General features: G+C 69.9%; 13 protein-coding genes. 8 read left to right on the top strand and 5 right to left on the bottom strand.

Going from position 1 to position 20,883, the window contains the following annotated elements:
* Positions 1-3: 3 nt before the first annotated feature.
* Together ACFVIU_RS30005 and dnaK are read right to left on the bottom strand one after the other, a co-directional pair.
* Positions 4-612, bottom strand: a complete 609-nt coding sequence (locus tag ACFVIU_RS30005; protein WP_385846328.1) for a nucleotide exchange factor GrpE — start codon at positions 610-612, stop codon at positions 4-6.
* Between the two features lie 8 nt (positions 613-620).
* Positions 621-2,522 carry a molecular chaperone DnaK gene (gene dnaK, locus ACFVIU_RS30000; RefSeq protein WP_385846327.1) on the bottom strand — a complete coding sequence of 634 codons (1,902 nt, stop codon included), beginning with the start codon at positions 2,520-2,522 and terminating at the stop codon, positions 621-623.
* A gap of 280 nt (positions 2,523-2,802) precedes the next feature.
* Between dnaK and ACFVIU_RS29995 the strand changes: the two genes are divergently transcribed.
* Positions 2,803-4,584, top strand: a complete 1,782-nt coding sequence (locus tag ACFVIU_RS29995) for a PucR family transcriptional regulator (protein WP_385846326.1) — start codon at positions 2,803-2,805, stop codon at positions 4,582-4,584.
* Between the two features lie 119 nt (positions 4,585-4,703).
* Here ACFVIU_RS29995 and ACFVIU_RS29990 read toward each other — a convergent pair whose 3' ends face one another.
* The gene (locus tag ACFVIU_RS29990; protein WP_385846323.1) at positions 4,704-4,862 is read right to left on the bottom strand and encodes a hypothetical protein; all 159 of its coding nucleotides are present in this window, start codon (positions 4,860-4,862) and stop codon (positions 4,704-4,706) included.
* A 108-nt stretch (positions 4,863-4,970) separates the two neighbouring features.
* On the opposite strand from ACFVIU_RS29990, the gene ACFVIU_RS29985 reads away from it, so the two are divergent.
* The 5 genes from ACFVIU_RS29985 (at position 4,971) to mgtA (ending at position 14,995) form a co-directional block, all read left to right on the top strand.
* Positions 4,971-6,089 (top strand): hypothetical protein, encoded by a 1,119-nt coding sequence (locus ACFVIU_RS29985; protein ID WP_385846348.1) that lies wholly within the window; start codon positions 4,971-4,973, stop codon positions 6,087-6,089.
* Positions 6,090-6,510: 421 nt separating this feature from the next.
* On the top strand, positions 6,511-7,554 hold the full coding sequence (locus ACFVIU_RS29980; protein ID WP_385846322.1) for a PP2C family protein-serine/threonine phosphatase: 1,044 nt from the start codon (positions 6,511-6,513) through the stop codon (positions 7,552-7,554).
* A 263-nt stretch (positions 7,555-7,817) separates the two neighbouring features.
* Entirely contained in the window at positions 7,818-10,550 is a 2,733-nt protein-coding gene (locus ACFVIU_RS29975) for a SpoIIE family protein phosphatase (protein ID WP_385846320.1), read from the top strand.
* A 260-nt stretch (positions 10,551-10,810) separates the two neighbouring features.
* The gene (locus ACFVIU_RS29970) at positions 10,811-12,028 is read left to right on the top strand and encodes a diacylglycerol/lipid kinase family protein (protein WP_385846319.1); all 1,218 of its coding nucleotides are present in this window, start codon (positions 10,811-10,813) and stop codon (positions 12,026-12,028) included.
* A 216-nt stretch (positions 12,029-12,244) separates the two neighbouring features.
* A complete protein-coding gene (gene mgtA, locus ACFVIU_RS29965; protein ID WP_385846318.1) occupies positions 12,245-14,995 on the top strand; it encodes a magnesium-translocating P-type ATPase in 2,751 nt (916 codons plus the stop codon).
* Here the strand turns inward: mgtA and ACFVIU_RS29960 are convergent.
* Positions 14,904-15,581 (bottom strand): HdeD family acid-resistance protein, encoded by a 678-nt coding sequence (locus tag ACFVIU_RS29960; protein WP_385846317.1) that lies wholly within the window; start codon positions 15,579-15,581, stop codon positions 14,904-14,906. The two genes, mgtA and ACFVIU_RS29960, sit on opposite strands and share 92 nt — an antisense overlap.
* A 238-nt stretch (positions 15,582-15,819) precedes the next feature.
* Here ACFVIU_RS29960 and ACFVIU_RS29955 point away from each other — a divergent pair, with 238 nt between their 5' ends.
* Positions 15,820-17,505, top strand: a complete 1,686-nt coding sequence (locus ACFVIU_RS29955) for a ribonuclease J (RefSeq protein WP_385846316.1) — start codon at positions 15,820-15,822, stop codon at positions 17,503-17,505.
* 404 nt (positions 17,506-17,909) lie between these two features.
* Positions 17,910-19,130 carry a metallophosphoesterase gene (locus tag ACFVIU_RS29950; protein WP_385846315.1) on the top strand — a complete coding sequence of 407 codons (1,221 nt, stop codon included), beginning with the start codon at positions 17,910-17,912 and terminating at the stop codon, positions 19,128-19,130.
* Positions 19,131-19,193: 63 nt separating this feature from the next.
* Here the strand turns inward: ACFVIU_RS29950 and ACFVIU_RS29945 are convergent, their stop codons facing one another.
* Complete coding sequence (locus ACFVIU_RS29945) at positions 19,194-20,873, bottom strand: ABC transporter family substrate-binding protein (RefSeq protein ID WP_385846314.1); 1,680 nt, start codon at positions 20,871-20,873, stop codon at positions 19,194-19,196.
* Positions 20,874-20,883: the final 10 nt, after the last annotated feature.

The following is a 20,883-nucleotide window of genomic DNA, read 5'->3' as shown; positions in this document are numbered from 1 at the left end:
CGGTCACTCCCGCTTCGCGACCGTCACGGCGGCGGGCCTGAGCTGCCGCTCACCGTCCCCGTAGCCGGGGCGCAGCACCTCGACGACGGTGCCCGGTGGGGCGTCGGGGTCCTGGACGACGCCGACCACCTCGTGCCGCGCCGGGTCGAAGGCGACACCGCTCTCCGCGTGCCGCGGGTAGCCGAGCAGTTCGAGGACGTTCACCGCCTGGTCGCGTACGGCCCGGACGCCCTCCACGATCGCGCCCGGATCGGCGCCGGCGTGGGTCAGGGCGAGTTCGAGGTTGTCGAGGACGGGCAGGAAGGCGGCCGCCGTGCGGGACCGCTCTGCCGCCCGTTCGCGATCCAGTTCCCTGGCGTGACGCTTGCGAAGGTTGTCGAGGTCGGCGAGGGCGCGCCGCCAGCGGTCCTCCAGTTCCTGGATCGCGGTCGTGTACTCGTCCTCGGCAGGCGCGGGACCGGCGGCATCGGGCCCCGGTTCGCCGTTCGTCGCGTCCGGCCGGGGCGGCCCCGGTTGGGGCAGATCCCCGCGAGGACCAGGCCCGGCGCCTGCCGGGACCTGCGCGCCCGGATCCGATGCGGCCCGGTCGGGTTCCTGGGGGTGGGTGGGCATGGCGCGCCTCAGCCCTTGTCGAACTCGGCGTCGATGACATCATCGTCACCGCCACCGCCACCCGTGGGACCGCCGGTGGCGCCGTCCTGGCCGGGACCGCCGTCCGTGGCGGCGGCGCCCTGATGGGCCGCCAGCCCGGCGAACACCTGCTGGAGTTCGGAGGTCAGAGGCCGCACGCGCTCCACGCCCGCCTCTTCCTTGACCGCCGCCCGGGCATCGGACACGAGCATCTCGGCACGTGCCTTCTCGTGCGCGGGCGCTGCGTCGCCCAGTTCGGCGAGGCGCTTCTCGACCTGGTACGCGACGGCGTCGAGTTCGTTGCGGGCGTCGACGGCCTCCCGGAGTGCCTGGTCCTGGCCCTGGTTGCGCTCGGCCTCCTGGACCATGCGCTCGACCTCACTGCGGTCCAGGTTGGAGCTCTCGCTGATGGTGATGCCCTGTTCCTTGCCGGTGTCCCGGTCGCGGGCCTTGACGTTGAGGATGCCGTTGGCGTCGATGTCGAAGGTGACCTCGATCTGCGGTTCGCCCCGCGGCGCAGGCCGGATGTCGGTGAGCTGGAACCGGCCCAGCACCCGGTTGTCGGCGGCCCGCTCGCGCTCGCCCTGGAGGACCACCACATCGACGGCCGGCTGGTTGTCCTCGGCGGTGGAGAACGTCTCGCTGCGGCGCACCGGGATGGTGGTGTTCCGCTCGATGATCTTCGTCATCACTCCGCCGCGTGTCTCCACGCCCAGCGACAAGGGGGTGACGTCGAGCAGCAGGACGTCCTTGACCTCGCCCTTGAGCACCCCGGCCTGGATCGCGGCGCCCAGGGCCACGACCTCGTCGGGGTTGACGCTCATGTTGGGTTCCTTGCCGCCGGTCAGCCGGCGGACCAGGGTCTGGACGGCGGGAATGCGGGTGGAACCGCCGACGAGGATGACCTCGTCGATGTCGCTCTCGCCGACCTTCGCGTCGGCCATCGCCTGCTGCACCGGTCCCAGGCAACGCTCCACCAGGTCGCCGGTGATCTGCTCGAAAGTGGACCGCATGATCGAGTCGGTGAGGTGCTTGGGGCCCGCGGCGTCGGCGGTGATGAACGGCAGGCTGACCTGCGTCTGCGTCACCGAACTGAGCTCGGTCTTGGCCTTCTCCGCCGCCTCGAACAGTCGTTGCAGCGCCTGCGGGTCCTTGCGCAGGTCGATGCCGTTCTCCTTCTGGAAGTCGTCCGCGAGGTAGTCCACCAGACGCCGGTCGAAGTCGTCGCCGCCCAGGTGGCTGTCCCCGGCGGTGGAGCGCACCTCCACCACGCCGTCGCCGACGTCGAGGATGCTCACGTCGAAGGTGCCGCCGCCCAGGTCGAAGACGAGCACGGTCTCGTGCTCCTTCTTGTCCATGCCGTACGCGAGGGCGGCCGCCGTCGGCTCGTTGATGATCCGCAGCACCTCCAGTCCGGCGATCCGTCCGGCGTCCTTGGTGGCGGTCCGCTGGGCGTCGTTGAAGTAGGCGGGCACCGTGATGACCGCCTCCGTGACCCGCTCCCCCAGCTGCTTGGACGCGTCGTCGGCGAGTTTGCGCAGCACCTGTGCGCTGATCTCCTCAGGCGCGTACAGCTTGTCGCGCACCTTGAAGCGGGCCGCCCCGCCGTCGCCCTCGACGACGTCGTACGCCACCGCCCTGGCCTCGTCGGAGATCTCGTCGTAGTGCCGGCCGATGAACCGCTTGGCCGAGTAGATGGTGCCCTTGGGGTTGAGGATCGCCTGGCGCCGGGCCAACTGGCCCACCAGACGTTCCCCGGTGTCGGTGAAGGCCACCACGGACGGTGTCGTGCGGTTGCCCTCGCTGTTGGGCACGACGGACGGCTCGCCGCCCTCCCACACGGCGATCACCGAGTTGGTGGTGCCCAGGTCGATGCCCACTGCCTTGGCCATGAGGAACTCCTCCCGGTGCAGCGCCTGCGTCGACTCTCCGGATCACGTTCGTTCAGACAGAGGCGGGACTCCGCCGGTTTCCCACCGGTGCGCGCGGAGCGTCTCGAGCACTCCCCAGGGTGACGAACCGGGTGGCTCCACGCCTGCGCCTGGCGAGTCAGGAATGCACGGGTCCGGTCACCCCACGAGTACGAGAGAAAGAACCCACACGTGTCGGGGTAGCCGGCCCGGGACCGGGTACGCGAATGCCGCTCACCTCGAAGGAGGGGAGTGATCTCCCATGACCGGCAGTCGGGCGTACAGCCCGTACCACCGCTGCTCCGACCGGCCGGGCGGCCTTCCGCGGGGCAGCGCCGGGCGGCGCCCCACGGCCGCGCCCGGGCGGCCCCGCCTGCCCGCTCGTACCCCAGCCGCCCGTTCCCTCCTCGAACTGGTCGCGCTCTCCCGCGCCCAGTTCGACGCTCCGGACGAAGGCGAGATCCTTCGCCTGGCCATGGATCACATAGTCGCCGCGGGGCCGTACAGCGCCGAGGCCGGATATCTCAAGGTGGGCGGCGACCTGGTCCCCAGCCCGTGGAACGGGCGAGCGCATGCCTTGACCCTGGACCGGAGGGTGCGGGAGCTGGCCGGGCAGGACGGCAACGTGACCGTAGCCGGCAGGCCCTGGGGCCGCGCCCTGGGGCTACGCGGACCCGGGGTCCTGCACGGCTACCTCGTGGTCACGTCCCGCTCCCGGCCCACCAAGGCCGAGCAGTCCCTGCTCGCCTTGCTCGTCCGGCACACCGCTGCTGCACTGTCGGTCGCCGTCGCACACCGCCGCCGACGCGAGGACGCGCTGGAGCTGCACCGGCTGAGGGAGGAACGCACAGCCCTCCAGCGGCAGCTGATCTCTGTGGCGGCTGAGCTGGGCTACGAGCGAGCCGTTCACGCTCTCCTGGCCGACGCCGCTGCCTCGGGTGGCGGCGAGGAAGCCGTCACCCGCGCACTGCACGGGCTCACAGGACTTCCCGCACTGGTCGAGGACCGCTTCGGCCGGCTGCGGTCCTGGACCGGTCCCGGCCGCCCCGTCCCCTATCCCGAACCGGACCCCGTGCGCCAGGACGAAATGCTGCACGCAGTCGCCCGTCAGGCCGGACCGGTGCGGGTAAGGGACCGGCTGATCACCCTGATCCGCCCGCACGGCGAGATCCTGGGTGTGCTGGCCCTGGTCGACACCCGGGACGAGGCCGACGAGCACATCGTCCTCGCGCTCGGACACGCCGCCACCTCGCTCACCCTGGAGCTGACGCACCTGCGCGATCTGGCCGAAGTGGAGCTGAGGCTGCACCGTGAGCTGGCCGACGACCTCCTGGCAGGGACGGACGAGCCGAGCGCCTACGCCCGGTCCGAGGCCGTCGGACACGACCTGCACGGCAGCCACTACATCGTCGTGGTGCAGTGGTCGAACCGGACCGCCGACGATGCCTTCGCGCAGACCGTGGGTCGGGCCGCCGCTGCGGTGGGCATGCGCTCCCTGCTGACCCACCGCTCCGACCACGTCGTCCTCATCACCGGCGACAGACCGCACGCCCGCGCGTTGTACGAGGTGCTCGCCCGAGAACACGGGACATGGTCCGGGACGATCGGGGTGAGCGCCCCTTGCGACTCCGTGGACGACATCCCCCATCACTACCAGGAGGCGCAGCGCGCGCTGGACGTGCGCCGCCACTCCCGCGAGCGCTACGGCACGTCGTTCTTCGAGGAGCTGGGTCTCTACCGCATCCTGGGACCCGGCAGCGGTCACCGGGAACTGGAGACGTTCGTCCAGGAGTGGCTCGGGCAGCTCATCGACTACGACTCCCGGCACCACGCGACCATGGTGGAGACCCTGTCCCGGTACTTCGACTGCGGCGGCAACTACGACGAGACCGCCGACTCCCTCGCGATCCACCGCAGCACGCTGCGCTATCGGCTCCAGCGCATCCGCGACATCAGCGGCCACGACCTCGCGAACGTCGAGGACCGGCTGAACCTCCAGGTGGCGACCCGAGTGTGGAAGATCGTGCTGGGCGGACCCGGCTGATGCCTCACTGGAACTCTTGCGCGAGCATCGGCGGATGCGCAGCGGATGTCGCGGCCTGAGCGAGGCGAACGCAGGGGCCGGACACCACCGACGGGTGACGTCCGAGCCCCGGCCCGGCGTCACAAGGCGATGACGTGGAGGTCGACCAGCTCGATCATCGCTCGCAGAGCCGAGCCGGGCGGCCGGGTCGTCGACGTGCCGAGATGCATGCTCCAGCGGAGCACGGTGTCGTGGCTCGGCCGGCGGCGCATCATCGTCCCGGCGCTGCTGGTCGGCAAGGCCCGATGGTATGGGCAGGGGCCAGCGTGTCAGGCGGTGTCGGCGTTATATCGGGGACATTCTGGGCACTGGTGAGCGCCGGGTCAGCCGACTGGAAAGGGCCGGTCATGCGGGAGTCATCGCAGGACGTTACGGTCGTGGCTCTTCTGGCGGATCCGGACACGCCGACGGAGATCGCGCAGCGCATGGCCCAGATGCTGCCTGCTCGGCTCGCCGACAGGTCAGGCCAGGGACGACGGTTCGACGTCGTGGTGGTCAGTGAGCCCTTCACCGCAGGGACCGAGGACCTGTCCACATTGACGCGCCGCATCATGGACCGCGGAAGTGAGGGGAACTGGGACATCGTCGTGGCCCTCACCGACCTTCCCGTGCACTCACATGGGCGCAAGCTTGTGGTGGATCTGAGTCACGAACACGGCTTGGCGCTGCTGTCTCTTCCCGCGCTGGGGGGCTTCCGGCTGCAGACCAGGGCCCGGCAGGCCGTGGAAGAAGCCGTCCTCAGCTTGGCGGGCCCGCAGGCCACCGGGCCTGAAGGGCCTCCGGGAAGTCAGCTGCGGGGGCCCTTCATCGGTCGTCTCGCGCCCGTCCATCCAGGCCGGATCGGTGAGGAGGAGATCGCCGATCAGCGGTACGTCGTCAGTGGGCCGCGCGGATACCTGAGGGTGCTCGGCGGTATGGTCCGCGCCAACCGGCCGTGGCGCTTGGTTCCGGGCTTGTCGAAAGCCCTGGCGGCCGCACTCGCCACGGGAGCAGTCGCCACCGTGAACTCCACCATCTGGAACCTGGCCACCTCCCTGAGCACGCCACGCCTGGTGATCGCCATGGTCGGGTCTGTCGCGCTCATGATCGGCTGGCTGATCGTGGACGCGAACCTGTGGCATCGAACGGATGAGGTCTCGCCGGAGGCCAGGAAGAGGGCGGCTCTCTACAACGCCTCGACGGTCGTGACCGTGGGTATCGGGGTGATCGTCTGCTACGCGGGTTTGGTGGTCATCAACCTGGCGTGGGCGCTGTTCATCCTCAACGACCGGCTGTTCGCTTCCACGACACGAACGCCGCTGCACCCCACGCAGTACTGGACGCTGTCCTGGTTCGTCGCTTCCGTCGCCACGGTGGGCGGCGCGCTGGGATCCGGCCTGGAGAGCGATGAGGCGATCCGGGCAGCCGCCTACTCCAAGCGCGAACAGGAGCGTCGCAGCGCGCTGCAGGACGACCGCAGTGACTAGCGGGTGAGCTTCCGAGAGTCAAGCTCGCCCTCACCTGCCTGGCCGCACTCCACCTCGCGGCCATCCTCATCCGAACCCGGAACTGACCAAAGAGACAGAACCCAGGCCGACAGGCCGCCGGCGGCCACGACGAACCGCCCCGTCGGGATGGTTCTCGACGGGGCTCCGCCGCAGCACTCGCTGTCACGCAGCTGACGCCGACTGTGCGGCCCCGGGCTGCCCATCGCGGAAGGGCCGCTCACAGCCGTGGAGGGGGCTGCACGGTGCGGTCCAGCGGCCGGTCGGCGCGCATGGGCGCCGATGCCCTCACGAACGAAGCCCGTTATGCCCCATTAAAATGATTTTTGTGATGAGGATAGGACGACCCCGGCGCCACCGCCCTTCATCCGATGCCCGACGCGAGATCGTCCTGCTGTCCCCCGTGATACTCACCGCCCTCATCACCGGCCTGGCCTTCGCCACTCCCAGGGAGATCGCCTTCAGCCGTCTCCTGCCTGCCGCACCCGCCCTGGCCGCTGCGATGTGGCCCGTGCTCCCGACGATCGCACTGGGGGCCTTCTGCCTGCTGACCATGATCGGGCTGAGCCTCGTGTACTCCGATCTCGGAACGCCCTACACGGCGGCTGCGATCGTCGCGGTCACCTTGACGGCCGCATATACGAGTCATCTTCGACTCCAACGGGAGGAAACGCTCTTCCAGGTCCGGCTCGTCGCCGACGCGGCGCAGCAGGTGTTGCTGCGCCCGCTGCCGCGCCGCGTCCAAGGCCTCGATGTCGAGTCGCTGTATCTGGCGGCTCAGGAGCAGGCCCGGATCGGAGGCGACTTCTACGAGGTGGCCGACACGCCGTACGGGGTTCGGCTGCTCATCGGTGACGTGCGCGGCAAAGGGCTGTCGGCCGTGGGAGCCGCCTCGGCAGTCATCAACTGCTTCAGGGAGAACGCGTACGACCAGCCCGACCTGAAGGGCGTCATCCATCGGCTGGAGACGAGCATGAGGCGCTACAGCGTGGCCATCCTCGACCCGGATCAGCCTGAGCACTTCGCCACTGCTCTGATCGCCGAGATCCCCAGGGGCGGCGGACACGTCAAAATCCTCAATTGCGGACATCCTCCGCCATTGGTGATGCACAGCGGCGAGATCCGCGTCCTTGAGCCGACCGTTCCCTCACCGCCCCTCAACCTCGCGGCCCTCCTGGGGGGCGACTACAACGTCGACACCGTCGCCTTCGCCTCCGGCGACCAGATGCTGCTCTACACCGACGGCGTGACGGAGACCCGGGACCGGGCCGGCGCGTTCTTCCCGCTACCGGAGTGGATGCGGCAACTCGGCCCGGCGACGCCCCGTGAGCTGCTGGACCGGCTTCACCGGGACCTACTCCGTTACAGCGGCGGAAGGCTCGATGACGACATCGCGGCCGTCGCCGTCCGCTGTAGGCGTCCCGGGACCCCAGAGCGCACCGCGTAGGTGGCTGGAAGCCGTGTCACGGCTGCGTCCGCTCCCGGTGAGCAGGCGGGCATCTGCTCTCGACGCCCTGCTCCCGCTCAGCTCGTTCCTCCCTGCACCGACGCCCTCTGCCGCTGCGACCGGCAGCCGCGCGAGGGATTCGATCAGCGTCGGCTTGCCCACAGTGGTGTTATCAAGGGTGTATGGAGGCATTCTCCGGACGCTCTCTGAGCCCGGAACGTCATCCGCCCGGCGGACGCTCGCGCAAGGGTCGCGCTTCCCGGATGGACCTGCGCAGTGCGGCCGGTCAGGTGTTCCTCCTCCAGGTCGTCATCGTGGTCCTGCTGGTGGTGGCCGCGGTGGTGGGCATGGTGCTCCAGGCGGCGCGTGACGCTCTGCAGCAAGGACGACGGGAGTCGGTCATCGCGGCCCAGTCGTTCGCGAGTGCCCCCGGCGTGGCCGCGGCACTGCAGAGCCGGAACCCCTCAGCGGTGCTCCAACCGCGGGCCGAGGCGGCGCGCAAGCGCACAGGCATGGATTTCGTCGTCGTCATGAGCACGAAGGGGATTCGTTACACGTACCCCTATCCGCGGGAGATCGGGAAGAAGTTCGTCGGCGACATCGCACCGGCGCTGAAGGGCCGTACCGTCGTCGAGCAGGCCGGTGGGCCGCCTCTGCCCGCCGGCCAGGGGACGGACGTGCAGGCGGTGGTCCCGGTGACCGACTCGCGCGGCACGGTGGTCGGCCTGGTCTCCGCCGGAATCACGGTCAAGAACGTGGCGGGACTGTGGCTGCCGCAGCTGTCGATCATCTTGGCCAGCGGCGTGGTCGCGCTGGCGCTGGCCATGACGGGAACGACGCTGGTGTCCCGGCGGCTGCGGCGGCAGACCTACGGCCTGACTCCGGTGGAGTTGGCACATTTGTACGAGCACCACGACGCGGTCCTGCACGCGGTACGGGAAGGGGTGCTGATCACGGGCGCCGACGGACGGCTGCTGTTGGCGAACGACGAGGCGACGCGGCTTCTCGGACTGCCGGCTGACGTGCGGGGGCGCTCGGTGCGGGAGCTGGGACTTTCGGAGTCGGTCACGAGCCTGCTGTCGTCGCGGGACGAGGTCACCGACGAGGTGCGGCGCGCGGGGGACCGACTGCTGGCGGTGAACAAGCGGCCGACGTACCCGCAGGGCGACCGGGGCGGCAGCGTGGTGACCCTCCGGGACACCACGGAGCTGGCGGAGATCTCGGGTCGGGCCGAGGTCGCGCGGGAGCGGCTGAGGCTGCTGTACGAGGCCGGGGTGCGGATCGGGACGACGCTGGATGTGAGACGTACGGCCCAGGAGCTGGCCGACGTGGCGGCGCCGCAGTTCGCCGACCTCGTGACCGTGGATCTGCTCGACGCGGTGCTGCGGGGGTGGGAGCCGACGGCGGAGGGCTGGCGGCATCTGCGCCGGGCGGCGATCGGGGGCGAACAGCGGATGATGCCGGTGTATCCGCTGGACGAAGTGATCGCGTTCTCGCCCGACACCCCGCAGATGCGGACGCTGCAGGAGGGGCGGGGGATGCTGGAGACGGACCTGCGCCGGTCACAGGGCTGGCGGGAACAGGACCCGGAGCGCTCCCGGAAGGCCCTGGAGGGCGGGCTGCGGTCGCTGGTGGCCGTGCCGCTGCGGGCGCGGAACGTACCGCTGGGCGTGGCGAACTTCTACCGGACGGCGGATTCCCCTGCGTTCGAGCCGGAGGATCTCACCTTCGCGGAGGAACTGGCCGTACGGGCGGCGGTAGCCCTCGACAACGCCCGGAGGTTCACCCGGGAGCACGCGATGGCGGTGGCGCTGCAACGCAGTCTGCTGCCGCGTGGACAGCCGGAGCAGGACGCGCTGGAGGTGGCCTGGCGGTATCTGCCGTCGGAGGAGGGGGTGGGCGGGGACTGGTTCGACGTCATCCCGCTTCCGGGCGCGCGTGTGGCCCTGGTGATGGGGGACGTCGTCGGTCACGGGCTGCACGCGACGGCGACGATGGGTCGGCTGCGCACCGCTGTGCACAACTTCTCCACCCTGGACCTGCCCGTGGACGAGGTGCTCGGGAACCTGGACGACCTGGTCGTGCGCATGGACAACGAGAGGAACAGGGGTGATGCGGATGGCCACGAAGGGGAGGCGGTGACCGGAGCGACCTGTCTGTACGCGGTGTACGACCCGGTGGCGGGGACCTGCACCATGGCCCGTGCGGGACACCCGGAACCGGTGGTGGTGCGCCCCGACGGGACGGTCACCTGCCTCGGTGTGCCGGTCTCGGCACCCCTCGGTCTGGGCGGCTACCCCTTCGAGAGCGCAGAGGTGTCCCTGCCGGAGGGTTCACAACTGGTGCTGTACACCGACGGCCTGGTGGAGAACCGCGCCCACGACTTCGACGTCGGGATGGAGAGGCTGCGCCGGGCTTTGGACGGGTCCGGGAAACGCACTCCGGAGGAGACGTGTCAGGCGGTGATCGACGCGCTCAAGCCGTCACGCCCCTCCGACGACATCGCGCTGCTGACGGCACGTACCCGGATGTTCCCGCCCTCGCGCGTGGCCGAGTGGGACGTGCCGCCCGATCCGGCGGTGGTTCCCTCGGTGCGGGCGCGCTGCAGGGAGACGTTGTCGGAGTGGGGGCTGGAAGAGACCGGATTCGCCACGGAGTTGATCGTCAGCGAGTTGGTCACGAACGCGATCCGGTACGGCTCGCCACCGATCGGCGTGCGGCTGTTGCACGGACGCTGTCTGATCTGCGAGGTCTCGGACGGCAGCGGTACCTCGCCGCGCCTGCGGCGGGCGGCGGCCACGGACGAAGGCGGGCGGGGGCTCTTTCTGGTGGCGCAGTTCGCGCAGCGATGGGGAACGCGGTACACGACCCACGGCAAGGTCATCTGGACGGAGCAGCTTCTTCACGACGGCGAATCCGATGCCTCGGGCCTCGCACCGGTCGACTTCCTTCTCGACCAGTTCGACCTCGACCAGTTCGATGATCCCGGTTTGTGAGCCGACGTTGACCCCGAGCGCCATGGACAACGGCATGTCCGGCGCAACGAACCCCTTTGGCTTGACTGGGACCGGCCTCACCCCCGACGACCTCGCCGAAGCCCCGCTCATCCGGCTCGGCGCAGCGGACGGCGACCGAGAGGGCGTCAGGAGGAGCGTTACCGTCCAGGAGCACCCGGCGGGTTCGTCGGTCAGGCGGCAGGGTCGTAGCCCTGCGGCACCCGTCGCTGCAGCGCCTCGACCGTCCGGCGCGGTGGCGGGTGGACCAGGTACGTCCCAGGTGCGGATGCTCGGGCCCCGCTGCAAGCTGGTGCCGTAGGCCGCACCTGTCGAAGGAGTGTCATGGTGGCGGTGGCCGCACATGCGATCGCCGGAGCGTCGGCCCGGACGGGGCCGGCGCCGCCGGCTGCGGGTGTGATCGCGGCAGTCCTGTTGTCGCTCCTGAAGTGCGCCGGGCCGGTGCGTGCGGCTTATCGGTACGTGCCGTGACCGAGAGCGCGTCGCGACCTGCGGCCGGCGTGCGACGGCCCTATCTGATCGTGAACCCGCGCTCAGGGGGAGGGAAAGCGAGCCGGTTCCGGATCGCGGAGCGCGCCCGTGCGTGCGGAGCTCAGGTTTTCCTGATCGATCATTCCCTGCCCCAGGACCTGGCGACTGTCGCGCGACGCGCCGTGCACGACGGTGCGGATCTGCTCGGGGTGGCCGGCGGAGACGGCACACAGGCACGTGTGGCCGAGGTGGCCGCAGCAAGCGGCCTGCCGTTCATGGTCGTTCCGGCGGGTACCCGCAACCACTTCGCGATGGATCTCGGCCTGGACCGTGACGACCCTTCAGCCGCGCTGGAGGCCCTCAGGGACGGCGTCGAGCTGCGCGTGGATCTCGGGTACGCAGGCGAGCGGGCATTCGTCAACAACGTGTCGTTCGGCGCGTATGCCGCCCTGGTGCAGGACCCGGCCTACCGGGAGGACAAGATCGGCACGATGGTACGGATCCTCCCGGAATTTTTGGCCCGCCACGAGGGTCCGGAGCTGCGGGTACGCGCAGGGCTGCTCACTGTGGACCGGCCTGATGCCGTGCTGGTGAGCAACAATCCCTACCAACTCGACGACCCGGCCGGGCTGGACAGGCGGGCGCGGCTCGACTCCGGGCTCCTGGGAGTACTGACCGCCAGGGCGGAGACGCCCACCGAAACCGCCGCCAGGCTGCGCAGCGGGCAGACGCACGGACTGACCCGGCTGGCCACACCCGATGACGTCGTCATCCACGCCGACGCCCCGGTCGTCCCCGTCGGGCTCGACGGCGAAGCCGTCACCCTGCGGACCCCCGTGCGGTGCCGGATCAGCCCCGGGACGCTGCGGGTGTGGGTGCCCCGCCATCGGCCGGGCGTCGCGCCCGCCGGATGGCGACCGCCGGGATGGGCCGTCGTCCAGCGGGCGGCCTCACTCGTCGGACGGTCTCATGGCCGTCACGGCGACTGACCGGAGCGCGCTGCGTGGTGAGCAGCAGGTCCCGGCGACAGGGCCCGACGGCCCATGGGGGTGTGACCGGTGAAGGGTGGAGGGTGGGATGGTGAGGCGACTGCCAGATGATGCGGGCGCGGACCCGTTCTGCCGCCCGCTCAGCACTGTCAAACGTTCGTCGAGCCATGTGTGTTTCCCTGTGCGGGAGGGCACACGCCCGGGCGGTGGGCGCTGATGGCGACCACGGTCGGGGCGAGGCCGGTGGCCGCGGGGCGTGCCGTCTCGGCGGCCTCCCTGCCCACCGCGCAGGTGCTCCGTGATCTCCAGGTGCCCGAGGGCGGCCTGACGTCGGAGGAGGCGGCAACACGGCTGAAGCGCTGGGGCCCGAACGCCGTCCACTCCCACCGAGCTCGGGCGTGGCTGGTGCTGTGGCATCAGCTGCGGTCCCCGCTGCTCGGCCTGCTGCTGGCCGCGGCCGTCGTGTCGTACTTCGTCGGAGAACGCAGCGACGCCATGATCATCGCGGTGATCGTCGCGCTCTCCGTCGGCCTGGGTTTCGTCAACGAGTTCCGGGCGGAGAAGACCGCCCAGTCGCTGCACGCGAAGATCCGGCACCGCACGGTCGTACTGCGCGACGGGCGAGCACAGGAGGTCGAGGTCACCGCCCTGGCGCCGGGTGATGTGGTCGAACTGCGGCTCGGCGACATCGTGCCCGCGGATCTACGGCTGCTTCAGACAGCCGGGCTCGAGTGCAGCGAGTCGGTGCTGACCGGCGAGTCGTTGCCGGTCGCGAAGGACACCGCCCCGGTTCCGGCCGGCACGGCTCTGGCGGACCTGTCCGGCTGCGCCCTGATGGGCACGGTGGTGCACGCGGGAAGCGGCCGCGGTGTCGTGGTCGCCACCGGTGCCGAAGCCGAGTTCGGGAAGATCGCCGCCGGCCTGAGCGGACACCAGCTGGAGACCGAGTTCCAGGGCGGCCTGCGCCGCTTCTCCATGCTTCTGGTCTACGTCGCCGGGGCACTGACCACGTCGGTCTTCATCATCAACGTCGCACTGCACAAGCCGCTGATCGACGCCCTGCTGTTCTCCCTCGCCATCGCGGTCGGCATCACCCCGCAACTGCTGCCCGCGGTGGTCTCCACCAGCCTCGCCGCCGGCTCCCGGCGCATGAGCCGGCGCAAGGTGCTGGTCAAACGGCTGGTGTGCATCGAAGACCTCGGCGACGTCGATGTGCTGTTCACCGACAAGACCGGAACCCTCACCCAGGGACGCATCGACTTCATGCGGGCCGTACCGGTCCCCGGCACCCTGGCGGAGGAAGTGCTGCACCGGGGACTGCTGTGCACCGGATCGGACGTGGACGGCCAAGGCCGGCCGGTGGGCGGAAACCCGCTCGACGACGCCCTGTGGGACTCACCGGCCGCCCAGCGCCCTGTACTCAGCGGCTGGAGACGGGCCGGCGTCCTGCCCTTCGACCATGAGCGGCGGATGGTCTCCGTCACCGTCACCGATCCCGCCGGTGACACCTTGCTCATCACCAAGGGTGCTCCGGAGACGGTACTGGAACGCTGCACGGAGGTTCCCCAGCCGGTCCGCGAGGCGCTGGACGCGGAGTTCGCCGCCGGGAACCGGGTGGTCGCGGTGGCGACCCGGCCCGCCCACCCCGCCACCGCACTCAGTGCCGCCGACGAGCGGGGCCTCCGCCTGGCCGGCCTGCTGGTCTTCCGCGACCCGCCCAAACCCGACGCGGCCGAGGCTCTGAGGCAGCTGGACAGGCTCGGCATCAAGACGAAGATCGTCACCGGGGACAACCCCACGGTCGCCGCCAAGGTCTGCCACGACCTGGGGCTGACCGACGCCACCGTGCTGACCGGGAACGACCTGGACGCCATGGACGACGAGCGGCTCACCGCCGCCATCCGCGACACCACCGTCTTCGCCCGGGTCAGCCCCGAGCACAAGGCCCGCATCGTGCGGATCCAGCGGAAGACCGGCGGCGACGTCGCCTTCCTCGGCGACGGCGTCAACGACGCCCTCGCGCTGCACGCCGCCGACGTGGGCATCTCGGTGGACTCGGCCACCGACGTGGCCAAGGACGCGGCCGACGTGATCCTGCTGGACAAGGATCTCGGGGTTCTGGCGGACGGGGTCGCCGAGGGACGACGCATCTTCGCCAACACGATCAAGTACGTCCTGATGGGCACGTCCAGCAATTTCGGCAACATGTTCAGTGCGGCCGGAGCCTCGCTGTTCCTGCCCTTCCTGCCGATGCTGCCGTCCCAGATCCTGCTCAACAACCTGTTGTACGACACCAGTCAGCTCGCCATCCCCACCGACGAGGTCGACGAGGAGCAGGTGCGGCGGCCCGCTCACTGGGACATTGCCTTCATCCGGCGGTTCATGATCTGTTTCGGGCCGATCAGTTCACTGTTCGACTTCGTCACGTTCGCCGTGATGCTGGGCGTCTTCCACGCGGACGCCGCCCAGTTCCACACCGGCTGGTTCGTGGAGTCACTCGCCACGCAGACCCTGGTGATCTTCGCCATCCGCACCCGCCGCATTCCGTTCTGGCGCAGTCGCCCCAGTCTGCCTCTGACGCTGACCGCGCTGGGAGTCGTCGCGCTCGGCGCCGCCCTGCCGGCCACTCCCCTGGCCCACGTCCTGGGCTTCCAACCACTGCCGACCGTCTTCCTCGCCACCGTGGCCGCCATGGTCGTCGTCTACCTGCTCCTCGTAGAGCTCGGCAAGCGGATCTTCTACCGGTCCACGGGTCCACGGGATCGCCCCGCACCCGCTCCCGGCCACCGGCACTTGCGCCGCCGTGCAGCAAGGTTCAGCACCGTCACCCGCCTGCCGCACCGGCGAGGCCTCCGCCGTCCGCCGGTGAAGGGTCTCAGTGCTGTGGGTGCGCACGTGGGTGGAACAGAGGGCGCCTCTGGGTGGTCGGGCCGGAAGCGAGATGGCCGATCTCGACGCGTGTCCTGATGGCGCGGACCACCTCGGTCAGGCCCACAACTATGGCCATGACGCCCACCACCAGCGTGAGTGTCGCGATGGATGCGAACGGCATGACGATCATCACGATGCCGGCCATGGTGCCGATGACGCCGAAGGCCACGTGCCAGCCGCGCCCCGGCATGGTCCGGTCAGAGGCTGCGGCAACCGTCTCCAGCATGCCCCGCATGAGCCAGCTGAAGCCGATCCACAGGGCGAGCAGAAAGATCGACTCGAGGGTGCCCTTGAAGCAGATCAGTCCCAACAGGATGGAGGCAGCACCGGTGACGAAGTGCAGTACGCGAAGATGCCGGGGGACGTGGGTGCCGAAGGCGGCGGCGAGTTGGAAGACACCAGTGGCAAGCAGGTAGACGCCGAAGAGCACGCCGACGACACGAAGCGTCGCACCGGGCCAGACCAGCGCGACGACGCCCAGGGCGATGGTGGCGAGGCCCATGGTGAGCAAGAGCTGCCAGCCCAGGTTCGCCAGTGCTGTCATGCCTTCGGTCAGGGCGCCCTCCTGCGGCTCGGTGCCGTGTGGGGAATCGGGGCCGGAGGATTGTGAAGGAGCTGTCATCGCACCTGCCTCCTTCTCGGAGCAGCGTCGTCGCATCCATCTGTTCCATTCCATCGTCACCCGATCAGCCTCGTGTTGCCCGCTGGAGAGGGCGGGGGCGGGGCGCACAAGGTCCAGCACGAGCTGAGCGCCCTGCTGCGCCGGGACCAGGCCCCGGAGGGGCGGGTGCGTGTCGAGCGCTCGTTGCATCACACACGCAATGGATCATCCCGTCCCGCTTTCCGGGTACCGTCAGGGTATGAGTCATCCGCACCCCGAACTGAAAGCCGCCCCGCCCCTTCCCGAAGGAGGGCTGCGGGTCATCGCCCTGGGCGGCCTGGGTGAGATCGGCCGCAACATGACCGTCTTCGAGCACGCGGGCAAGCTGCTCATCGTCGACTGCGGCGTGCTGTTCCCCGAGGAGACCCAGCCCGGCGTGGACGTGATCCTGCCGGACTTCACCTCGATCCGGGACCGGCTGGACGACATCGTGGCCGTGGTCCTCACCCACGGCCACGAGGACCACATCGGCGGCGTGCCGTACCTGCTGCGCGAGCGGTCCGACATCCCCGTCGTCGGCTCCAAGCTGACGCTGGCGTTCCTGGAGGCCAAGCTCAAGGAACACGGCATCCGGCCGCGCACGGTGCGGGTGCGGGAGGGCGACCGCCGTGGCTTCGGGCCCTTCGACTGCGAGTTCGTGGCGGTCAACCACTCCATCCCCGACAGCCTCGCGGTCGCGATCCGCACCCGGGCCGGGATGGTGCTGCACACCGGCGACTTCAAGATGGACCAGTTCCCTCTCGACGACCGCATCACCGATCTGCGCGCCTTCGCCCGCCTCGGCGAGGAGGGCGTGGACCTGTTCCTCACTGACTCCACCAACGCCGAAGTACCCGGCTTCACCACCTCCGAGCGAGAGCTGAACCCAGCGATCGAGCAGGTGATGCGGACCGCGCCGCGCCGGGTCATCGTCTCCAGCTTCGCCAGCCACGTGCACCGCATCCAGCAGGTCCTGGACGCCGCCCACCAGCACGGCCGCAAGGTCGCCTTCGTCGGCCGGTCGATGGTGCGCAACATGGGCATCGCCCGGGACCTGGGGTATCTGAAGGTCCCCTCCGGTCTGGTCGTGAGCACGAAGGAGCTGGAGAAGCTCCCGGACCACAAGATCACTCTGGTGTGCACCGGCTCCCAGGGCGAACCGATGGCCGCGCTGTCACGGATGGCCAACCGCGACCACCTGATCCGCATCGGCAAGGGCGACACCGTCCTGCTCGCCAGCTCCCTCATCCCCGGCAACGAGAACGCCATCTACCGGGTGATCAACGGACTCACCCGGTGGGGCGCCCACGTGGTCCACAAGGGCAATGCCAAGGTGCACGTCTCCGGGCACGCCAGCGCCGGCGAACTCGTCTACTGCTACAACATCGTCAAACCCCGCAACGTCATGCCCGTGCACGGCGAATGGCGACACCTGCGGGCCAACGCCGACCTCGCCATCCGCACCGGTGTCGACCCCGACCGGGTCGTCATCGCCGAGGACGGCGTCGTCGTCGACCTGATCGACGGACGCGCATCCATCACCGGCAAGGTCCCCGCCGGCAACGTCTACGTGGACGGCATGGAAGTCGGCGGCGCCACTGAAGCATCGCTCAAGGACCGCCTCACCCTCGCCGCCGAAGGCGTGGTCACGGTGGTGGCGATCGTCGACGCGGACACCGGCGCCCTCGCCGAGGCTCCCGACTTCCTGGCCCGCGGCTTCGTCCACGACGACGCCACCTTCGAGCCGGTCATCCCCGTCATCGAGAAGACCCTGGCCACCGCGGCCGAGGAAGGCGTCGGAGACGCCCGCCAACTCGAACAACTCATCGCCCGCGCCGTGGCGAACTGGGCGTTCCGCACCTACCGCCGCAAGCCCCTCATCATCCCCGTCATCATCGACGCCTGAGCCAGTGGGTCCGCTTCGGCCAATTGCACCACGTGGACCGGCCCGTACGGATTCACGGACGCGGCGGGAGATCTGTTTGGAGGTGCTCGGGCCGGCCGGTTCCACCTGGTCGGGCACCACACCGGCCGGTGATCGCCGTGGAGCCGGACCGCGTCGTCGCCCACCTCCCGCACCCGCACGTCCCACAGCCGGCCGTACGCGCGGGGGAACGCGAGCGGGCCGGGGGGCAAACTCCTCAAGAGCCGTATCCGGGAACAGGTGCGGTGGGGTGCCTCGCTGCGATGACGCGCCTTCGCTGAATTACCCGACCGCACGTCCGTCATCACGACGCGAGGACCCTGTGCGACGGACACGGACTACGCTCATGACAGCTGTCGCACGGCAGCCTGGTCAGGAGGGGAAGCGTGACCGACACCAGCAGCACCCGGCCCGCCGAGGGTGAGACACGAGACCTGCGGCCGAGCCGGCTGCACCGCCTGATGCGCTACCTCCCCGTGATCGCCCCCGTCCTGCTGTGGGCCGTGCCCTGCTGGGTGCTGCTGTACGGCGGCCAGCACTGGCCGCTGCCTGTCACGCTCGCCGGCACCGCCCTGTCCGTCCTCGGCCTCATCGGGATGCCGCTCGCGATGGTGCGCGGCCACGGCCCGCGCCAGCAGGACCGGGCGGCGATCGTCGGTGACACCCTGCTGGGCGCCGGCTGGGTGCTGTTCACCTGGTCCGTTCTGCTCGGCCTCTTCCTGCGGCTCGCCCTGAGCGTGGCCGGCGTCGGGGACGGTCAGGGCCGGGCCCGGATCGTGACGTGGGCCGTCCTCGGTGTGACCGCCGTCCTGCTCGCCTGGGGGTACGCCGAGGCCCGCCGCGTGCCGCGGGTGCGCCGGCTCGACGTGCAGCTCCCGCGGCTGGGTGCCGGGCTGGACGGCCTCCGTGTCGTCCTGATCACCGACACCCACTACGGCCCGCTCGACCGTGCCCGCTGGTCGGCGCGGGTGTGCGAGACGGTGAACACCCTGGAGGCCGACCTGGTCTGCCACACCGGCGACATCGCGGACGGCACGGCCGACCGCCGCCGCGCCCAGGCGGCCCCCCTCGGGACCGTGCGGGCCACTCGTGCCCGGGTGTACGTCACCGGCAACCACGAGTACTACAGCGAGGCCCAGGGCTGGGTCGACCTGATGGACGAGCTGGGCTGGGAGCCGCTGCGCAACCGCCATCTGCTGCTCGAACGCGGGGGCGACACCCTCGTGGTCGCCGGGGTGGACGACGTCACCGCCGAGTCCTCCGGCCTGGCAGGCCACCGTGCCCATCTCGCCGGAGCCCTGGACGGCGCCGATCCCGGCCTGCCCGTCCTGCTCCTGGCACACCAGCCGAAGTTCGTCGACCGGGCGGCAGCCGCCGGCGTCGACCTCCAGCTCTCCGGCCACACCCACGGCGGCCAGATCTGGCCCTTCCACCACCTGGTCGGCATCGACCAGCCCGTCCTCGCCGGCCTCAGCCGCCACGGCACCCGGACCCTGCTCTACACCAGCAGGGGCACCGGCTTCTGGGGCCCGCCCTTCCGCGTCTTCGCCCCCAGCGAGATCACCCTGCTCGTGCTCCGCTCCCCGCAGCTTCCGACCTCGCCGTAGCGGCCGGTACGTCCTTTCGGGGAGCGCGGCCGGCCACCGTGGGCGCGGCCGTCCTGCGGGTGGTCACTTCTCCCAGCCGACCGTCTCCGGGAGCGGGTTGTAGAAGATGGTCGCGCCGACGTTGGCGAGGCCCTTCTTCACGCCGTAGGTCGAGGGGCCGCTGAACAGCGGGAGGAAGGCGTACTGCCGGAGTGCCTTGCGCTCGACCTGGTTGGCCGCCGCGGCCTGCTTGCCGAGGTCGGCGATCCGGCCGGTGGCCCGGATCTCCTTGTCCAGCGCGGGCGAACCCGCACCGGTGATGTTGGAGTCGCGGTCGGAGCAGTAGAAGTCGCACAGGTAGCGGGCGCCGAACGGGTCCATCGAGCGGTTTCCCGACAGGAACAGATCGAACCTGCGGTCGCTGAGGATCTTGGAGAAGTCCGCCTCGTCGGCCTTCCTGATGTCGAGGCGGACGCCCACCGGCTTCAGCATCGCCGCGAAGGCGCCGGCGGTCGCCTTGTCCAGCGGGTCGTCACCCAGGAGCGTGTAGCCGACTTCGAGCTTCCTACCGTTCTTCACGCGTACGCCGTCGCTCCCGGGCTTCCAGCCCGCTGCGTCGAGTGCCTTGCGTGCCGCGTCCGGCGCGTACTTCAGCACGGCCGAGACGTTGTCCTGGTAGCCCTTCTGGAAGCTGTACAGGATGGCGGAGCCGGGCAGCGGCTCCTTGTAGTCCAGGCCCTGGAACCGGATCCTGGCGATCTGTGTGCGGTCGATGCTCTCCTCGATGGCCTTGCGTACGGCCGGGTCGGCGAGCACCGGGGACTTGGTGTTGAAGTACAGCGAGTACTCGAAGGGGCTTCCGCCGCTGCGGATCTCCGTGCCCTTGAGCCCCTTGATCTGCTTGAGGCTTTCCGCGTCGACCGCGGAGACGTAGTCGAGCTGCCCGTTCTTGAAGGCGTTGACCGCCGCGGTCGATTCCAGGTTGACGTAGACGCGCCGGTCGAGCTTGCCCTTCCTGCCCCACCACTTCGGATTGCGGACGAACGTGATGTCGCCCGAGTGGGTGTCCCACGTGCCGACGGTGTACGGCCCCACACCCCACTCCGGGTGGGCCTTCTTGACGTAGGCGTTGTTGAAGTTCCGGACCGTTGCGGCCTTGGGATGCAGGAAGGTGGTGAACAGGCTCGACCAGGAGGGGTTCACTCCCTTGAAGGTGATCACGGCCTGCTTGGCGTTCCGGCCCTTCTCGACCGAGGTGATCTGGTCGTAGCCGTCCGTGGAGGAGGCGGCGTACGCCGGGTTGGAGCCGTTGTTGGCCTGCCAGGTGGCTTTGATCGCGGTCCAGTCGACGGGAGTGCCGTCGTTGAAGACGGCCTTGGGGTTGATGGTGAGCGTGACCTTCTGGTTGCCGCCCTCCACGGAGACCTTCACATCGCTGAAGTAGTCCGGGTTGTACTGCACCTCGCCGGTCGGCGAGTAGGTGATCGCGTCGGCGTTGTACCAGGACCATACGCGGGACGCGGTCAGCGTGGAGTTGACGTTGAACGGGTTGCCCTGGTCGTCGAAGGTCCCGACCGTGGTGTACGTGCCGCCGTCCTTGATCCGGTCGTACGGCGTGGGGTTGTAGTCGGCGACGGACGACGCGGCCGAGGGGGCGTTCTTCGCGTCCGGCTGCGCGGAGTTCCCCGACGAGGACTGGCACGCGGTGGCGGTGACGGAGACGGCGGCGATCAGAGCGACGGGCAGGGCCAGTCTCGTGCGCATGGTGGAAGGT

It is taken from the genome of Streptomyces sp. NPDC127190 (assembly GCF_042672505.1).
Classification (GTDB): domain Bacteria; phylum Actinomycetota; class Actinomycetes; order Streptomycetales; family Streptomycetaceae; genus Streptomyces.
Note: the sequence above shows the minus strand (reverse complement) of the source record. Positions and strands in the feature narration are given on the sequence as shown.